Genomic DNA, 15,922 nt, shown 5'->3' on the forward strand with positions numbered 1-15,922 from the left:
TTTTTGTCACGGAAAGGCGTTAGAAGCCGCCCGATGGAATTGAACGCGATTGAAAGCCACGACATCGGCACGGTGACCGAGCAGTCGGCCAGCAGTGCCAGGGCGGCGAAAAAGGTCTTCGTCAAGACCTATGGCTGCCAGATGAACGTCTATGATTCCCAGCGCATGACCGATGCGCTGGCTGCCGACGGCTATGTCGCCACCGACGCCGTCGAAGACGCCGATCTGGTGCTGCTGAACACCTGCCATATCCGCGAAAAGGCGGCGGAGAAGGTCTATTCGGAGCTTGGCCGCATCCGCGACATGAAGGCCGAACGCGCCGGGGCCGGTCGAGAATTGCTGATCGGCGTCGCCGGCTGCGTGGCGCAGGCCGAAGGCGCCGAGATCATCCGCCGGGCGCCCGCCGTCGACCTGGTCATCGGCCCGCAGACCTATCACCGGCTGCCCGAGGTGCTGGCGAGGGTTCGTGGCGGCGAAAAGATCGTCGAGACCGAATACGCCATCGAGGACAAGTTCGAGCATCTGCCGCAGCCGAAGCGCGCCGAGCTTGCCAGGCGCGGCGTCACCGCCTTCCTGACGGTGCAGGAGGGCTGCGACAAGTTCTGCACCTTCTGCGTGGTGCCTTACACGCGCGGCTCCGAGGTCTCGCGGCCGGTGGCGCAGATCGTCGCCGAGGCCGAGCGCCTGGCTGACGCCGGCGTGCGCGAGGTGACGCTGCTCGGCCAGAACGTCAATGCCTGGCACGGCGTGGGCGAAAATGGCCAGGAATGGGGCCTCGGCCGCCTGCTGTTCCGCCTGGCGGAAATTCCGGGCCTGGCGCGGCTGCGCTACACCACCAGCCATCCGCGCGACATGGACGATGAATTGATCGCCGCACATCGCGACCTGCCGGCGCTGATGCCGTATTTGCATCTGCCCGTGCAGTCCGGCTCCGACCGGATTTTGAAGGCGATGAACCGCCGCCATACGGCGCGCGACTATCTGGCGCTCATCGAGCGTATCCGCGCCGCCCGCGCCGATATCGCCATGTCCGGCGACTTCATCGTCGGCTTCCCCGGCGAAACGGACGAGGATTTCGAGGCGACGCTCCGGCTGGTGCGCGCGGTGAACTACGCCGCCTGCTTTTCGTTCAAATATTCGCCGCGCCCCGGCACTCCGGGCGCCGAGATGGACGGCCACCTCGCCGAGGCTGTGAAGGACGAGCGGCTGCAGCGCCTGCAGGCGCTGATCAACCAACAGCAGCAGAATTTCATCGCCAGCCTGGTCGGGCGTAAGATCAGCACGCTGATTGAGAAGCCCGGCCGCCGCCCCGGTCAGAAAGTCGGCCGTTCGCCGTGGCTGCAGCCGGTGATTGTTGACGACAAGGCCGGTGGAATCGGTGACATTATCGACGTACGAATCACAAGGACGGGCTACAATAGCCTGTTCGCCGAACTGGCCTGACGGCCTCGGCAGATGAGGAGAGACGGTTGAGCGCTGCTGAGCTGAAGAATCCGCCCCAGAACCAGGCGTCCGGGGCTTCCGACATGGCGCACATCGTACTGACATTCGACAACAACAAGCTTGCCAGCGCCCTTTACGGCCAGTTCGACGAGAACCTGGCCCGGCTCGAGCAGAAGCTCGGCGTCGACATCCGCTCGCGCGGCAACCAGCTCGCGATCAAAGGCACGGCTGTGGCCGCCGAACAGGCTCGTCGTGCGCTCGACACTCTCTACGGCATTCTCCAGAAGGGCGTCGATATCGGCCAGTCCGACGTCGATGGCGCCGTGCGCATGGCGATCGCCGCCGACGACCAACTGACGCTGCCGACCATGGAGCGCAAGGGCAAGGTCTCGGCCGCCCAGATCGCGACGCGCAAGAAGACGATCTATGCCCGCTCGCTCAACCAGGACGCCTATATGCGTGCGCTGGAGCGCTCCGAGATGGTGTTCGGGATCGGTCCGGCCGGCACCGGCAAGACCTATCTGGCGGTGGCGCATGCGGCCATGCTGCTCGAACGCGGCATGGTCGAGCGCATCGTGCTGTCGCGCCCCGCCGTCGAGGCCGGTGAGCGGCTCGGCTTCCTGCCGGGCGATATGAAGGAAAAGGTCGACCCTTATCTGCGGCCGCTTTACGACGCGCTCTACGACATGATGCCGGCCGACAAGGTCGAGCGCGCGATCGCCGCCGAGGTCATCGAGATCGCGCCCTTGGCCTTCATGCGCGGCCGCACGCTGGCGCACGCAGCGGTCATCCTCGACGAGGCGCAGAACACCACGCCGATGCAGATGAAGATGTTCCTGACCCGTCTCGGCGAGAACTCGCGCATGATCGTCACCGGTGATCCGACCCAGATCGACCTGCCGCCCAACACCAAATCGGGCCTGGTCGAGGCGCTGCGCATCCTCGACGGCGTCCCAGGCATCGTCACGGTCCGCTTCAACGAGGGCGACGTGGTGCGCCATCCGCTGGTCGCCGAGATTGTCAAGGCCTATGACCGCGACGGCAAGTTCGCCAGGGGTCTCGGCGCCGAGAGCTGATCGAGGCCCATGGCTGAAAATCCGGAATCCAGCGGTGCACCGCCGGTCGACATCGATATTTTCGTCGAGGCCGGCGACTGGCCCACAGAGGACGAACTGACGCGCCTGGTCGAGCAGGCGGTCGCTGCCGCCTTTGCCGAAACCGGCGCGAGCGGCGCCTCGGAGCTCAGCATCGTCTTTTCCGACGATGCCCATATCCAGACGCTCAACGCCGAATGGCGGGGCAAGGACAAGCCTACCAACGTCTTGTCTTTCCCGGCTTTTTCGTTCGCGAAAGGCGGCAAGCTGCCGCCGATGCTGGGCGATATCGTGCTGGCTTCCGAGACGGTGGCGCGCGAGGCGGCACTGGAAGACAAGCTGATTGCGAACCATATTACCCATCTCGTTGTCCATGGCCTCTTGCATCTCTTGGGCTATGATCACGAGACTGACGCCGAGGCCGAGGAGATGGAAGCGATCGAGCGCGCGGCGCTTGCGAGGCTTGCCATTCCCGATCCCTACGCGTAACAAAAAAGCTTAATTGACCCGATGGCGATGAACGACACACCAGAAACTGCCGCCCGTCCGGACGCCGGCAGTGCTGCCAAGTCTTCCGAAAAGACGGAAGAGGGCTCCAGTCCGAGTATTCCGACCGGCAGCGCGGCCGCGGAGCCGACGCATGCCGGTCCTTCCCTCTTCGATCGCGTGCTCGGCCTGTTCCGGCATCGTAACGGCACCAGCCTGCGCGAGGAGATCGCCGGCGCGCTTGCCGAAACGGCGAGCGATGCCGGCGCCTTCTCGCCCGGCGAACGCGCCATGCTCAACAACATCCTGCGCCTGCGCGAAGTGCGGGTCGAGGACGTCATGGTGCCGCGCGCCGACATCGAGGCGGTCGAGATCAACACCACGCTTGGCGACCTGCTCGGCCTCTTCGAGCAATCCGGCCATTCGCGCATGCCGGTCTATTCCGAGACGCTCGACGATCCGCGCGGCATGGTCCACATCCGCGACGTGCTTGCCCACATCACCAAGGTCGCCCGCGTCAAGAAGGGCCGCGCCAGCCGCAAGACCCCGGTGACGACCGCGCTCGATCTCGCGCGGGTGGATCTCGCCCGCACCATCGGCGATCTGAACCTGATCCGGCCCGTGCTGTTCGTGCCGCCCTCGATGCTTGCCTCCGACTTGATGGGTCGCATGCAGACGACGCGCACGCAGATGGCGCTGGTCATCGACGAATATGGCGGCACCGACGGCCTCGCCTCGCTGGAAGATATTGTCGAGATGGTCGTCGGCGACATCGAGGACGAGCATGACGACGATGAGCCGATGATCACCCAGACCGGCGACGGCGTGTTCGTCGTCGACGGCAAGGCCGAGATCGACGAGGTCGCCAAGATGATCGGCGAGGATTTCGCCGCCGGCGAACACGGCGAATATGTCGACACCATCGGCGGCATGATCTTCAACACGCTTGGCCGCGTCCCGGCCAGGGGCGAAGTCGTGCAGGCCATTCCCGGCTTCGAGTTCCATGTGCTCGACGCCGATCCGCGCCGTGTCAAGCGCGTACGCATCGTGCAGAGCCAGAAGGGCGAGCGGCAGCGCCGTCGCGCCGCCCGCACCGAACAGGCCTGAATTTCGCGACATGCCGATCGACGATCCGTTCAAGCATGCGGTCCTGGGTTCGGGCGTCTTCTATCGAGATCCTCATGCGGCTTTGGCCTGGCTGCAGGCGGCCTTCGGCTTCGAGCCGAGCATGCTGGTGAACGACGCCGACGGTCGGCTTGTGCATGCCGAAATGCGCTTCGGCGACGGCTATATCATCGTCGATTCCGAATGGGCCGACCATGTCGCCAGTCCAGCCTCCGTCGGCGGCAAGAACACGCAAGGCGTCTATGTCCGCCTGCAGCAAGACCTTGACGCTCATTGCGAAAAGGCACGTATGGCGGGCGCGAAAATTCTTGAGGAACCGACGGATCATTTCTACGGCGAGCGGCAATATCGTGCCCGCGACCCCGAAGGCCATATCTGGACATTCACCCGGACCGTGCGCGTCGTTCCCAAGGACGAGGCCGAGCAGCTGAGCGGCTTGCGGATCGAGGGCTGGCACGGAGGCCGCGACCATGAATCAGGCTGCGCTGATCCGGGTTTGGATCAGGCGGCGCAGCCTGTTAAACCTCTAGCTCCCTGATTCGCGCGACTTGGGAAGCTGAATGCGCTTTGCCGGCCGGATAATTCTGCTGTGGGGGTGGCGGCGGGCGCTGGTGGCTTTCGCCGCCGGAGCGCTGGCGGTGCTTGCCCAGGCGCCTTACGATTTCTTCGCCGTCTGCTTCGTTTCGTTCCCCGTCCTGGTCTGGCTGCTCGACGGCGCCACCGGCGAGGCTTCCGACGGCTGGCTCAGGCGCCTGAGGCCGGCTTTCGCCACCGGCTGGTGGTTCGGCTTCGGCTATTTCCTCGCCGGTCTCTGGTGGATCGGCCAGGCATTGCTGGTCGAGGCCGACAGCTTCGCCTGGGCCTTGCCGTTCGCCGTCGTCGGCATTCCCTTCGCGCTGGCCTTCTTCTACGGCTTTGCCACGCTCGTGGCTCGCCTGCTCTGGAGCAGCGATATCGGCCGCATAGCGGCCCTTGCGTTCGGGTTCGGTCTCGCCGAATGGTTGCGCGACTTTCTCTTCACCGGCTTTCCCTGGAACGCGGTCGGCTATGCAGCGATGCCGATACCGCTTCTGATGCAGAGCGCGTCGGTGATCGGCATGATCGGCATGAACGCACTCGCCGTCTTCCTTTTCTCGCTGCCCGCGCTGGTTGCCGCGCGCCGGCATCTGAGGCTGGGCATTGCCCTGTTCATCGTGCTTGTCGCCGCTCACGTCGGCTTCGGCTATTTCAGGCTCGCTACGCCGGCCGAGCCGGCCACACGCTCGATCGACGTTCGCATCGTCCAGCCAGCGGTCGATCTCAGCGAAAAGTGGGACGCCTCGGTGCGCGATCGCATCTTCGCAACGCTGCTGGGGATATCGGGGAAAGCGCCGGAAGAGGGCCGCGCCAAGCCGCAGCTCATTCTGTGGCCGGAAACGTCGGTGCCGTTCCTGTTCACCGAGCGTCCGGACGCGCTGACGGCGCTGGGCGACATGCTGGCCGACGGCCAGGTGCTGATTGCCGGTGTCGTGCGCGAGGAGGGCGGATCGGCGAGTGCCGGCAGCCGCTACTACAATTCCGTGGTGGCGATCGACGACAAGGGCGAGATCGTCGATGCCGTCGACAAGGTGCATCTGGTGCCCTTCGGCGAATATCTGCCCTTCGCCGACCTCTTCGAACGCTTCGGCATAGGCCAACTCGTTGCCGGACCGATGAATTTCGCCGCCGGCAACGAGCGGCATCCCATCAACGTGCCGGGCGGCCTGCGCGCCGCTCCGTTCATCTGCTACGAGGTGATATTTCCAGATCTCGTGGCCGTTGACGCAAGGTCGGCCGATCTCATCGTCAACGTCACCAACGATGCCTGGTTCGGCGACACGCCAGGCCCGTATCAGCACTTCAGGCAGGCGCAGATTCGGGCGGTGGAGAATGGATTGCCTCTGTTGCGCGCGGCTAACAATGGCGTCTCGGCAATTGTCGATTCGCGCGGGCGCATTGTCGATGCGCTTGCCGTCGACGCGCGCGGCGCCATCGACGCGCATGTGCCGATTTCCGGCCACGCTCTGCTCCCCGCCGATCAGCGGCGCATTAACGGATTGCTGATCATGTTGGTGCTTGCCCTGGCAGCCTTCACACTGAATGTAAGGCAGCGGCTACGGGTGAATTGACAGTCGGCACATTAGAAACTCATACTGTAACGCCTAAAATTTTCTCGAAGTCGGTTGGAGGGTTCTGTTGGGGCAGGTGGCTCCGGCTTCATTTGGGCGGAACAAAATAGAAAAAGCCGGAAAAATTCGGCGAGGAAAAAATGACAGAAGAGAACAAGAAGAAGCCGAATCCGATTGATATCCATGTTGGGAGTCGCATCCGGCTGCGTCGCAATATGCTTGGAATGAGCCAGGAAAAGCTGGGTGAAAATCTCGGCATCACCTTCCAGCAGATCCAGAAGTACGAAAAGGGCACGAACAGGGTTGGCGCCAGCCGCCTGCAGGCGATCGCCTCCATCCTAAGCGTTCCCGTCGCCTTTTTCTTCGAGGATGCCCCGGGCGAGGAGACCGGCGGCGGCAATCGGGGATTTGCCGAAGACTCCTCGATGGCGTTCGCCATCGAATTCTGCGGCAGTCCGGAGGGGCTCCAACTCAACCGGGCTTTCGTCAAGATCGGCGACGTCAAGGTGCGCCGCAGGATCATCGATCTGGTCAAGGCGCTCTCCGCCGAAGACGCCGACTGATTTTGTCCCGTGCCACCGGCGGCTCATGCCGCCGGTGGCACAGCCGGCATTGCATTACATTCATGCCAGATCCGTCGCGCCGCTTGACGAGCGGCGCCCGGCACCGCTAACACGTGGCGCGCCAAAATCGGCAGCTTGCCGATCTTTTTTCAAGAGGGGACACCCGTGACGCGGCAGAACTATCTCTTCACCTCGGAATCCGTCTCTGAGGGTCATCCCGACAAGGTCTGTGACCGTATCTCCGACGAGATCGTCGATCTGGTCTATCGCGAAGCCAAGAAGACGGGCATGGATCCGTGGAAGGTCCGCGTCGCCTGCGAAACGCTGGCCACCACCAACCGCGTTGTCATAGCCGGCGAGGTCCGCGTCCCCGATACGCTTTTGAAGAAGGACAAGGCGGGCAACGTCCTGATGGATGCCTCCGGCCATCCTGTCGTCAACCCGACCAAGTTCAAGTCGGTTGCCCGCAAGGCAATCCGCGAGATCGGCTACGAGCAGTCCGGCTTCCACTGGAAGACCGCCAAGATCGACGTGCTGCTGCACGGCCAGTCGCCCGACATCGGCCAGGGCGTCGACAATGCCGCCGACCGCCAGGGCGAGGAAGGTGCGGGCGACCAGGGCATCATGTTCGGTTATGCCTGCCGCGAAACGCCCGACCTGATGCCGGCGCCGATCTACTACAGCCACAAGATTCTCGAACTGCTGGCCGCCGCGCGCCATGAAGGCAATGGCGAGGCCGGCAAGCTTGGCCCGGACGCCAAGAGCCAGGTCACCGTGCGCTACGCCGATGGCCGGGCGGCGGAGGTCACGCAGATCGTGCTGTCCACCCAGCATCTCGATGCAAGTTGGGATTCCAAGAAGGTCCGCAAAGTCGTCGAGCCCTACATCCGCGAGGCGCTTGGCGACTTGAAGATCGCCGAGGACTGCAACTGGTACATCAACCCGACCGGCAAGTTCGTCATCGGCGGGCCTGACGGCGATGCCGGTCTCACCGGCCGCAAGATCATCGTCGATACCTATGGCGGCGCGGCACCCCATGGCGGCGGCGCTTTCTCGGGCAAGGACACCACCAAGGTCGACCGGTCGGCCGCTTATGCGGCGCGCTACCTCGCCAAGAACGTTGTGGCGGCCAAGCTTGCCGATCGCTGCACCATCCAGCTCTCCTACGCCATCGGCGTCGCCCAGCCGCTGTCGGTCTATGTCGACCTGCACGGCACCGGCAAGGTGGACGAGTCGAAGCTCGAGGAAGCGCTGCGCAAGGTGATGGACCTGTCGCCGTCCGGGATCCGTCGTCATCTCGACCTCAACAAGCCGATCTATGCAAAAACCTCGTCCTACGGCCATTTCGGCCGCAAGGCCGGTCGCGACGGATCCTTCTCCTGGGAGAAGACCGATCTCGCCAAGGCGCTCAAGGACGCCGTCGCCGCCTGACGCCAGTGGACGCCAACGACCGGCCGAGCCGCGCCACCGAGGGATTTTTCGGTCGCCGGCACGGCAAGACGATTCGCCCGCAGCAGGCGGTCGCCCTTGAAAGCGGCCTGCGCGAATACCGGGTCGACCTGACGGAGCAAGCGCCGGCCGACCTCGGGGGCCTGTTCAAGGCGGAAGTTTCGGCGCTCCAACTGGAAATCGGCTTTGGCGGCGGTGAGCATCTGCTGCACCGCGCCGCCGAATCGCCGGTGACCGGCTTCATCGGCGTCGAGCCTTTCGTCAACGGCTTGGCCAAGATGATGACGGCGCTCGCCAAGGCGCCGCTTGCCAATCTCAGGGTCTATGACGACGACGCCACGCGCCTGCTCGACTGGCTGCCGCCGGGTTCGCTCGACGGCATCGACCTGCTCTATCCTGATCCGTGGCCGAAGAAGAAGCACTGGAAACGGCGCTTCGTCAGCGCCGCCAATCTCGGCCGTTTTGCCAGGGTGCTGAAAGCGGGCGGCAGGTTCCGTTTTGCTTCCGACATCGACAGCTATGTGGACTGGACGCTGCTTGCCTGCCGCGCCAGTGGCATCTTCGAATGGCAGGCGCGGGACGCTGGCGATTGGCACCGGCCCTATGCGGGCTGGCCCGGCACGCGTTATGAGGCGAAGGCGATCCGCGAGGGGCGGCGGCCCGCCTATCTGACCTTTATCCGGAAATAGTCGAAGAGCGGCGGGCCGTCGATGCATCGGATGTATTGCATTTAGCGCTACAATTCGCTAGGTTACCGGCAAGGAGACAATTATGGCCGCCGCGGCTGAACGTAAGGAATACCCGATCTCGATGCGCCTGCCGGAAGCGGACGTCGCGATGATTGACCGTGCCGCCACTCTCCGCGGCCGGTCCCGTACGGACTTCGTGCGCGATGCCGCCGTGCGCGCGGCCGAGGATGTGTTGATGGATAGCCGCCTGATCCGTATGAGCCAGGAAGGGTTCGCGGAGTTTATGGAAGTTCTGTCAGCGCCGGCGGCTGCGGTTCCCGACATGGTGGAATTGGCAAAGCGGCGCGCGCCTTGGGAAGCTGGTTACACAGCCAAGCGCTAAGCCGTGGCCTTATCGGCTCCCGAAGCGCTTACCGCCGCCCATGACGTTTCCGGATTTTCCTGCGGGAAGCCCGCGCTTGATCACTGGCTGAAAACCCGCGCACTCTCCAATCAAGAGAAGGGCTTCACCGCCGTCCTCGTCGTCCATGAAGCAGGCCGCGTGATTGGATACTATGGCTTGGCGCCCACGGCTGTCGTGCCGTCGATTTTGCCTCGGTCTATCCGCACGGGGCAGCCGCCCGATCCGGTGCCCTGCCTCCTTCTCGGCCAGCTTGCCACCGATACCGGATGGACCGGGTGCGGCGTCGGCACCGGCTTGGTGAAGCATGCCCTTCAACGCTGCGTTCAAGCCGCGGAACTGACTGGCGGGCGCGCGCTCATGGTCAACGCAATCGATGAGGACGCGGCCCAATTCTGGCATCGGCGCGGGTTCCTCGGAACGAAGGACGATCCGCTTGTCTTGTTCCGTTCGATTGCGGCAATTGCCGCGTCGCTCGTGCAGGCCCGATAGAGCAGTTGGCCGTTTCTGTGAAACGGTGGAAACGCTTCAGAAGTGGCCGATCCTGTCGAAAGCGGCCGGATCGATGCCGAGTTTTTTCAGGTCGCCGCGGCGCGGCTTGCGGCCGGCCTCGACGGCGCGCGACGCGGCTGCCGCGCTGCCGAATGTGTTGGAGAAGTCACCGATGACGAAAAACAATCCACGGTCCATATAAGCAACCTCGCGCGCCACCGCGCGCGTTCTTTCTTCTGCCTTACGCTGTACGTAGGCACCGCCTGCCGCCGCCTACAAGACCGCCGCCCGCATGGCGGCCATGCTTGGCGCGCAACCCTGCTTGCGGCGGGTGAACTCCGCCTCGGCTGCCTGCAGGCTTGAAACACAATTCGGGATCGTCTATATCAGCCTCAAATTCTTGGTCGGTATGACGAAGAGTGGGTCCACCCGGTCCCGCTCTTTTTTATTACCCGCCGGCCGGAGCGACAAAGCGACAGGACCCTTATGACTGCAGCGGCAAGCGAGGCCGACGACCGTATCATCCGCGAAAGCGGTATCGATGCGCGCATTGCGCTGATTGTGCAGCCGGTGCTCAAGGCCATCGGCTTTCGTCTCGTGCGGGTGCAGTTGACCGGCCAGAACGGGCTGACGCTGCAGATCATGGCCGAGCGCGAGGACGGCACCATGACCGTCGAGGATTGCGAAGAGGTCAGCCGCGCGGTGTCGCCGGCCCTCGATGTCGATGATCCGATCGAAAAGGCGTATCATCTGGAAGTGTCGTCGCCCGGCATCGACCGGCCGCTGGTGCGCAAATCGGATTTCACCGCCTGGACCGGCCATCTGGTCAAGCTGGAAACCTCGGTTCTCGTCAGCGATCGCAAGCGCTTCAAGGGCAAGATCGCCGAGGCCGACGCCGACGGCGTCCTTATCGAGCGCGACAAGGCGGCCTATGGCGAGGAGCCGACCGTGCGCGTGCCTTACGACGCGATCGCCGAGGCCAGGCTTGTTCTGACCGACGATCTCATCCGCGATGCCCTGTCGAAGGACAACCGGGCGCGCAAGGAAGCCAAGAAACGCCGCGTCGAAGCGGAAGACGCTGCCTCCGGCGAGGAAAACGAAACCGAACAGGAAAGTTGATTGAGTAGCCGGGCCATGTCCGGCGCGAAATCGGGAGAAAGACGATGGTTGTAAGCGCCAACAGGCTTGAACTGCTGCAGATCGCCGATGCGGTCGCGCGTGAAAAGTCGATCGACAAGCAGATCGTGATCGCCGCCATGGCCGATGCGATCCAGAAGGCGGCGCGCTCGCGCTACGGCCAGGAGACCAACATCCGCGCCGACATCAATCCGAACACCGGCGAGATGAAGCTGCAGCGGCTGATGGAAGTGGTCGAGAAGGTCGAGGACTACGCGACGCAGATCGCGCTTTCCTCGGCGCGCGAGCGCAATCCCGACGCCCAGATCGGCGACTTCATCGCCGAGCAGCTGCCGCCGATGGATTTCGGCCGCATCGCCGCCCAGTCGGCCAAGCAGGTCATTGTGCAGAAGGTGCGCGAGGCCGAACGCGACCGCCAGTATGACGAATACAAGGATCGCATCGGCGAGATCGTCAACGGCACCGTCAAGCGTGTCGAATACGGCAACGTCATCGTCGACCTTGGCCGTGGCGAGGCGATCATCCGTCGCGACGAACTGATCCCGCGCGAGAACTACAAGTATGGCGACCGCGTGCGGGCCTATGTCTATGACGTGCGCCGCGAGCAGCGCGGCCCGCAGATCTTCCTGTCGCGCACGCATCCGCAGTTCATGGCCAAGCTCTTCACCATGGAAGTGCCCGAAATCTACGACGGTATCATTGAGATCAAGTCGGTCGCCCGCGATCCGGGCTCGCGCGCCAAGATCGCCGTCATCTCGCGCGATTCCTCGATCGATCCGGTCGGCGCCTGCGTCGGCATGCGCGGCAGCCGTGTCCAGGCGGTGGTCGGCGAATTGCAGGGCGAGAAGATCGACATCATTCCGTGGTCGCCCTCGGCCGCTTCCTTCATTGTCAATGCGCTGCAGCCGGCCGAAGTCGCCAAGGTGGTGCTCGACGAGGATGCCGAGCGCATCGAGGTGGTGGTGCCGGACGACCAGCTGTCGCTGGCCATCGGCCGCCGCGGCCAGAACGTACGCCTGGCCTCGCAGCTCACCGGCTGGGATATCGACATCCTGACCGAACAGGAGGAGAGCGAGCGCCGCCAGAAGGAATTCGTCGAGCGTTCGGCGCTGTTCATGGAAGCCCTCGACGTCGACGAGATGGTCGGCCAGGTGCTCGCCTCCGAAGGCTTCACCAGCGTGGAGGAAGTCGCTTATGTCGACTCGGGTGAAATCTCCTCGATCGACGGCTTCGACGAGGACACCGCTTCGGAAATCCAGACGCGCGCCCGCGAATATCTGGAGAAGATCGAGGCCGAGCACGACGAGAAGCGCAAGGCGCTGGGCGTCAAGGACGAGCTGCGCGACATTCCCGGCATCACCACCGCCATGATGGTGACGCTCGGCGAGGACGGCGTGAAGACGGTCGAGGACTTCGCCGGCTACGCCGCGGACGACCTGATCGGCTGGAAAGAGCGCAAGGACGGCGAGACCAAGGTCTATCCGGGCGTGCTCGCCAGCCACGGCGTCTCGCGCGCCGACGCCGAGCAGATGGTGCTCGCCGCCCGCAAGCAGGCCGGCTGGATCACCGAGGAAGAACTCGCGGCCGAACAGGCCGCGACCGACGAAACCGTCGGTGCGTGAGGTGACCACCAATCGCAAAGCCCGTGGACGAGATGAACGATCGCACTTGCATCGTTACGCGCAGGCAGGCCGAAGCGGATGAACTGATCCGCTTCGTCGTCGGCCCGGATTCGGCCGTCGTTCCGGACATCAAGAGAAATCTGCCCGGCCGCGGTTGCTGGGTCACCGCCGATCGCCTACATATCGAGAAGGCAGCGGCGAAGAACCTGTTTGCTCGGGCATTCAAGGCACAGGTGACCGTTCCGGCCGATCTCGGCGGCATGGTCGACGCGCTGCTCTCCAGATCCGCTCTGGGCATGTTGGGCCTTGCTCGCAAGGCCGGCGCTGTTGTTCTCGGCGCCGCCAAGGTCGAGGGTGCGGTGCGCGACGGGCAGGCGCTCCTCGTGCTGCATGCGACCGAGGCTTCGGACGATGGCGTCCGCAAGATCAGTCAGGCGAGGCGGGCAACCGTCCATCTCGGGGGCCCCGCTATCCTTGCCTACAAACTTTTCCCCGAGGCCGAGTTGAGCTTGGCATTGGGGGGTACAAATGTGATACATGCTGCCGTCCTCGCGCAGGACGCGGGACAGGCGGTTGAGAAGCGCGTTGTTGCGCTCGACCGATACCGGGGCGGTACCCCGAACGATCTGGCAATGCTTGCGGCCGTTGCTGACGAAGATGATGCCGCAGAGGATATGGAATGAACGATACGAAATCGGGCGACGACAAGACGTTGAGCGTTACGCCGAAAAAGACCTTGACGCTGAAGCGCCCCGGCCTCGAGCAGGGCACCGTGCGCCAGAATTTCTCGCATGGCCGCACCAAGTCGGTCGTGGTCGAGACCAAGAAGCGCAAGTTCTCGCTGCCTGGCGACAAGCCGGAGCCGGTGGCGCCGTCCGTCTTTACGCCGAAGCCCGCCGCTGCCCCCGTTGCCGCAGCCCCTGTCGTGCGGGAAGCGCCGAAGGCGCCGCCTCCGCCGCCGGAGCGGTCCGGCATGGTTCTGAACGAACTCTCGCGCGGCGAGATGGAAGCGCGCCGCCGGGCGCTCGAAGGTTCCAAGGTCCGCGAGGCCGAGGATCGTCAGCGCGCTCAGGAAGAGAGCAAGCGCCGCGCCGAGGAAGAAGAGCGCCGCAAGCGCGAGCGTGACGAATCCGCGCGCCGTCAGGCCGAGGAAGAAGCGCGCCTGCAGGCCGAAGCCGAATCCCGGCGCCGTGCCGAGGAAGAGGCTCGCCGCCGTGCGCCGCTGGCCGCCGATGCCGTGGCGACCGAAGACGACGAGGAGGTGAAGCCGCGGCGCCCTGGTGGCGCCGGCGCCGGCACGCCGGTGCGTCGGCTGGCCACGCCGGAAGTCGCCCGGCCGGCCAAGCCCACCAAGGGCGAGGAAGACCGCCGTCGCGGCAAGCTGACGCTGAACTCGGCGCTGTCCGACGACGATGCGCGCGCACGCTCGCTGTCGTCGATGCGCCGCCGTCAGGAGAAGTTCAAACGCGCGCTGCACAATGAGCCGCGCGAGAAAGTCATGCGCGAAGTGATCCTGCCCGAGACCATCACCATCCAGGAACTGGCGCAGCGCATGTCCGAGCGCGCCGTGGACGTGGTCAAATTCTTCATGAAGCAGGGCCAGATCCTGAAGCCGGGCGACGTCATCGACGCCGACACGGCCGAGTTGGTGGCCACCGAGTTCGGTCACACGGTGCGCCGTGTCGCCGAGTCCGACATCGAGGAAGGCCTGTTCAACATCGCCGATCGTGCGGAGGACCTGGTGTCGCGTCCGCCCGTGGTGACCATCATGGGCCATGTCGACCATGGCAAGACCTCGCTGCTCGACGCCATCCGCAATGCCAATGTCGTCTCCGGCGAGGCCGGCGGCATCACCCAGCATATTGGCGCCTACCAGATCGAGAAGAACGGCCAGAAGATCACCTTCATCGACACGCCCGGCCACGCCGCCTTCACGGCCATGCGCGCCCGCGGCGCGCAGGTCACCGACATCGCCGTGCTGGTGGTGGCGGCCGACGACAGCGTGATGCCGCAGACGATCGAATCGATCAATCACGCCAAGGCGGCCGGCGTGCCGATCATCGTGGCGATCAACAAGATCGACAAGCATGACGCCGACCCGCAGAAGGTGCGGACCGAGTTGCTGCGTCACGAGGTGTTCGTGGAATCGATGGGCGGCGAGGTACTTGACGTCGAGGTTTCGGCGACCAAGGGCACCAATCTCGACAAACTTCTGGAAGCGATCCTGCTGCAGGCCGAAATCCTCGATCTCAAGGCCAACCCCGACCGCACCGCCGAAGGCGCCGTCATCGAGGCGCAGTTGGACAAGGGCCGCGGCCCGGTCGCCACCGTCCTGGTGCAGACCGGCACGCTGATGCCGGGCGACATCCTCGTCGCCGGCAACGAATGGGGCCGTGTCCGCGCGCTGGTCGACGATCGTGGCGAGCATGTCCCGGAAGCACCGCCGTCCATGCCGGTCGAGGTGCTCGGCCTCCAGGGCACGCCGCAGGCCGGCGACCGCTTCGCCGTCGTCAACAACGAGGCTCGCGCCCGCGAGATCACCGAATACCGTCAGCGCTTGGCGCGCGAGAAGGCGGTGGCCAAGCATGCCGGCCAGCGCGGCTCGCTCGAGCAGATGATGTCGCAGTTGCAGACGAGCGGGCTGAAGGAATTCCCGCTGGTCATCAAGGGCGACGTGCAGGGCTCGATCGAGGCGATCAACGCCGCGCTGGAGAAGCTCGGCAACGACGAGGTCAGGGTACGGATCGTCCATTCGGGCGCTGGCGGCATCACCGAAAGCGACGTCTCGCTGGCCGAGACCTCGGGTGCCGCGATCATCGGCTTCAACGTCCGCGCCAACGCGCAGGCGCGTGCTGCCGCGGCCGCAGCCGACATTGAGATCCGCTACTATTCGATCATCTACAATCTCGTCGATGACGTGAAGGCGGCCCTTTCCGGCATGCTTTCGCCGGAGCGGCGCGAAACCTTCATCGGCAACGCGGAGATCCTCGAGATCTTCGACATCTCGAAGATCGGCAAGATCGCCGGCTGTCGCGTCACCGAGGGCAAGGTCGAGCGTGGTGCGGGCGTGCGCCTGATCCGCGACAACGTCGTCGTCCACGAAGGCACGCTGAAGACTCTCAAGCGCTTCAAGGACGAGGTTTTGGAAGTGCCGGGCGGCCAGGAATGCGGCATGGCCTTCCAGAACTACGAGGACATGCGCGTCGGCGATGTCATCGAGTGCTTCCGCGTCGAGATGGTGAGCAGGACGCTCTAAATTCGGCTATACTTGCCGG

The 15,922-nt window shown here is 64.5% G+C and carries 16 protein-coding genes; 15 read left to right on the top strand and 1 reads right to left on the bottom strand.

Annotated elements, in window-relative coordinates; genetic code table 11:
- Positions 1 to 33 precede the first annotated feature (33 nt).
- The 11 genes from miaB (at position 34) to F3H96_RS02920 (ending at position 9,888) form a co-directional block, all read left to right on the top strand.
- Positions 34 to 1,443 (top strand): tRNA (N6-isopentenyl adenosine(37)-C2)-methylthiotransferase MiaB, encoded by a 1,410-nt coding sequence (miaB, locus tag F3H96_RS02870; RefSeq protein ID WP_149790410.1) that lies wholly within the window; start codon positions 34 to 36, stop codon positions 1,441 to 1,443.
- Between the two features lie 83 nt (positions 1,444 to 1,526).
- Complete coding sequence (locus tag F3H96_RS02875) at positions 1,527 to 2,519, top strand: PhoH family protein (RefSeq protein WP_244619896.1); 993 nt, start codon at positions 1,527 to 1,529, stop codon at positions 2,517 to 2,519.
- Between the two features lie 9 nt (positions 2,520 to 2,528).
- Positions 2,529 to 3,026 carry an rRNA maturation RNase YbeY gene (gene ybeY, locus F3H96_RS02880; RefSeq protein WP_149790412.1) on the top strand — a complete coding sequence of 166 codons (498 nt, stop codon included), beginning with the start codon at positions 2,529 to 2,531 and terminating at the stop codon, positions 3,024 to 3,026.
- Between the two features lie 27 nt (positions 3,027 to 3,053).
- Complete coding sequence (locus tag F3H96_RS02885; RefSeq protein WP_149790413.1) at positions 3,054 to 4,130, top strand: hemolysin family protein; 1,077 nt, start codon at positions 3,054 to 3,056, stop codon at positions 4,128 to 4,130.
- Between the two features lie 10 nt (positions 4,131 to 4,140).
- Positions 4,141 to 4,686, top strand: a complete 546-nt coding sequence (locus F3H96_RS02890) for a VOC family protein (RefSeq protein ID WP_149790414.1) — start codon at positions 4,141 to 4,143, stop codon at positions 4,684 to 4,686.
- A gap of 22 nt (positions 4,687 to 4,708) precedes the next feature.
- Positions 4,709 to 6,295, top strand: coding sequence for an apolipoprotein N-acyltransferase (gene lnt / locus F3H96_RS02895; RefSeq protein ID WP_149790415.1), 1,587 nt, complete (start codon positions 4,709 to 4,711; stop codon positions 6,293 to 6,295).
- Between the two features lie 140 nt (positions 6,296 to 6,435).
- Positions 6,436 to 6,858, top strand: a complete 423-nt coding sequence (locus tag F3H96_RS02900; RefSeq protein ID WP_095819313.1) for a helix-turn-helix transcriptional regulator — start codon at positions 6,436 to 6,438, stop codon at positions 6,856 to 6,858.
- 165 nt (positions 6,859 to 7,023) lie between these two features.
- The gene (gene metK, locus F3H96_RS02905) at positions 7,024 to 8,289 is read left to right on the top strand and encodes a methionine adenosyltransferase (protein WP_149790416.1); all 1,266 of its coding nucleotides are present in this window, start codon (positions 7,024 to 7,026) and stop codon (positions 8,287 to 8,289) included.
- A 5-nt stretch (positions 8,290 to 8,294) separates the two neighbouring features.
- Positions 8,295 to 8,996, top strand: a complete 702-nt coding sequence (locus F3H96_RS02910) for a tRNA (guanosine(46)-N(7))-methyltransferase TrmB (RefSeq protein ID WP_149790417.1) — start codon at positions 8,295 to 8,297, stop codon at positions 8,994 to 8,996.
- Positions 8,997 to 9,078: 82 nt separating this feature from the next.
- Positions 9,079 to 9,378, top strand: coding sequence for a DUF1778 domain-containing protein (locus F3H96_RS02915; protein ID WP_149790418.1), 300 nt, complete (start codon positions 9,079 to 9,081; stop codon positions 9,376 to 9,378).
- 3 nt (positions 9,379 to 9,381) lie between these two features.
- Positions 9,382 to 9,888, top strand: coding sequence for a GNAT family N-acetyltransferase (locus F3H96_RS02920; protein WP_149790419.1), 507 nt, complete (start codon positions 9,382 to 9,384; stop codon positions 9,886 to 9,888).
- A gap of 36 nt (positions 9,889 to 9,924) precedes the next feature.
- Here F3H96_RS02920 and F3H96_RS30405 read toward each other — a convergent pair whose 3' ends face one another.
- A complete protein-coding gene (locus F3H96_RS30405) occupies positions 9,925 to 10,086 on the bottom strand; it encodes a hypothetical protein (RefSeq protein WP_188131260.1) in 162 nt (53 codons plus the stop codon).
- 288 nt (positions 10,087 to 10,374) lie between these two features.
- On the opposite strand from F3H96_RS30405, the gene rimP reads away from it, so the two are divergent.
- From rimP to infB, 4 genes are read left to right on the top strand one after another with little or no spacing between them, the layout of a single operon-like run.
- On the top strand, positions 10,375 to 11,007 hold the full coding sequence (rimP, locus tag F3H96_RS02925) for a ribosome maturation factor RimP (RefSeq protein WP_149790420.1): 633 nt from the start codon (positions 10,375 to 10,377) through the stop codon (positions 11,005 to 11,007).
- A 44-nt stretch (positions 11,008 to 11,051) separates the two neighbouring features.
- The gene (nusA, locus tag F3H96_RS02930) at positions 11,052 to 12,647 is read left to right on the top strand and encodes a transcription termination factor NusA (protein ID WP_149790421.1); all 1,596 of its coding nucleotides are present in this window, start codon (positions 11,052 to 11,054) and stop codon (positions 12,645 to 12,647) included.
- Positions 12,648 to 12,679: 32 nt separating this feature from the next.
- Positions 12,680 to 13,330, top strand: a complete 651-nt coding sequence (locus F3H96_RS02935) for an RNA-binding protein (RefSeq protein WP_149790655.1) — start codon at positions 12,680 to 12,682, stop codon at positions 13,328 to 13,330.
- On the top strand, positions 13,327 to 15,903 hold the full coding sequence (gene infB, locus F3H96_RS02940) for a translation initiation factor IF-2 (RefSeq protein ID WP_149790422.1): 2,577 nt from the start codon (positions 13,327 to 13,329) through the stop codon (positions 15,901 to 15,903). Before F3H96_RS02935 ends, infB begins: the two co-directional genes overlap by 4 nt.
- The last annotated feature ends 19 nt before the right edge of the window (positions 15,904 to 15,922 follow it).

This window comes from Mesorhizobium sp. NFR06, assembly GCF_900115245.1.
GTDB lineage: Bacteria > Pseudomonadota > Alphaproteobacteria > Rhizobiales > Rhizobiaceae > Mesorhizobium.

Bases quoted from the DNA above. Each gene is read 5' to 3' on its own strand.
- miaB (WP_149790410.1), top strand. From the start codon at position 34: ATGGAATTGAACGCGATTGAAAGCCACGACATCGGCACGGTGACCGAG.
- F3H96_RS02875 (WP_244619896.1), top strand. From the start codon at position 1,527: ATGGCGCACATCGTACTGACATTCGACAACAACAAGCTTGCCAGCGCC.
- ybeY (WP_149790412.1), top strand. From the start codon at position 2,529: ATGGCTGAAAATCCGGAATCCAGCGGTGCACCGCCGGTCGACATCGAT.
- F3H96_RS02885 (WP_149790413.1), top strand. From the start codon at position 3,054: ATGAACGACACACCAGAAACTGCCGCCCGTCCGGACGCCGGCAGTGCT.
- F3H96_RS02890 (WP_149790414.1), top strand. From the start codon at position 4,141: ATGCCGATCGACGATCCGTTCAAGCATGCGGTCCTGGGTTCGGGCGTC.
- lnt (WP_149790415.1), top strand. From the start codon at position 4,709: ATGCGCTTTGCCGGCCGGATAATTCTGCTGTGGGGGTGGCGGCGGGCG.
- F3H96_RS02900 (WP_095819313.1), top strand. From the start codon at position 6,436: ATGACAGAAGAGAACAAGAAGAAGCCGAATCCGATTGATATCCATGTT.
- F3H96_RS02915 (WP_149790418.1), top strand. From the start codon at position 9,079: ATGGCCGCCGCGGCTGAACGTAAGGAATACCCGATCTCGATGCGCCTG.
- F3H96_RS30405 (WP_188131260.1), bottom strand. From the start codon at position 10,086: ATGGACCGTGGATTGTTTTTCGTCATCGGTGACTTCTCCAACACATTC.
- rimP (WP_149790420.1), top strand. From the start codon at position 10,375: ATGACTGCAGCGGCAAGCGAGGCCGACGACCGTATCATCCGCGAAAGC.
- nusA (WP_149790421.1), top strand. From the start codon at position 11,052: ATGGTTGTAAGCGCCAACAGGCTTGAACTGCTGCAGATCGCCGATGCG.
- F3H96_RS02935 (WP_149790655.1), top strand. From the start codon at position 12,680: ATGAACGATCGCACTTGCATCGTTACGCGCAGGCAGGCCGAAGCGGAT.
- infB (WP_149790422.1), top strand. From the start codon at position 13,327: ATGAACGATACGAAATCGGGCGACGACAAGACGTTGAGCGTTACGCCG.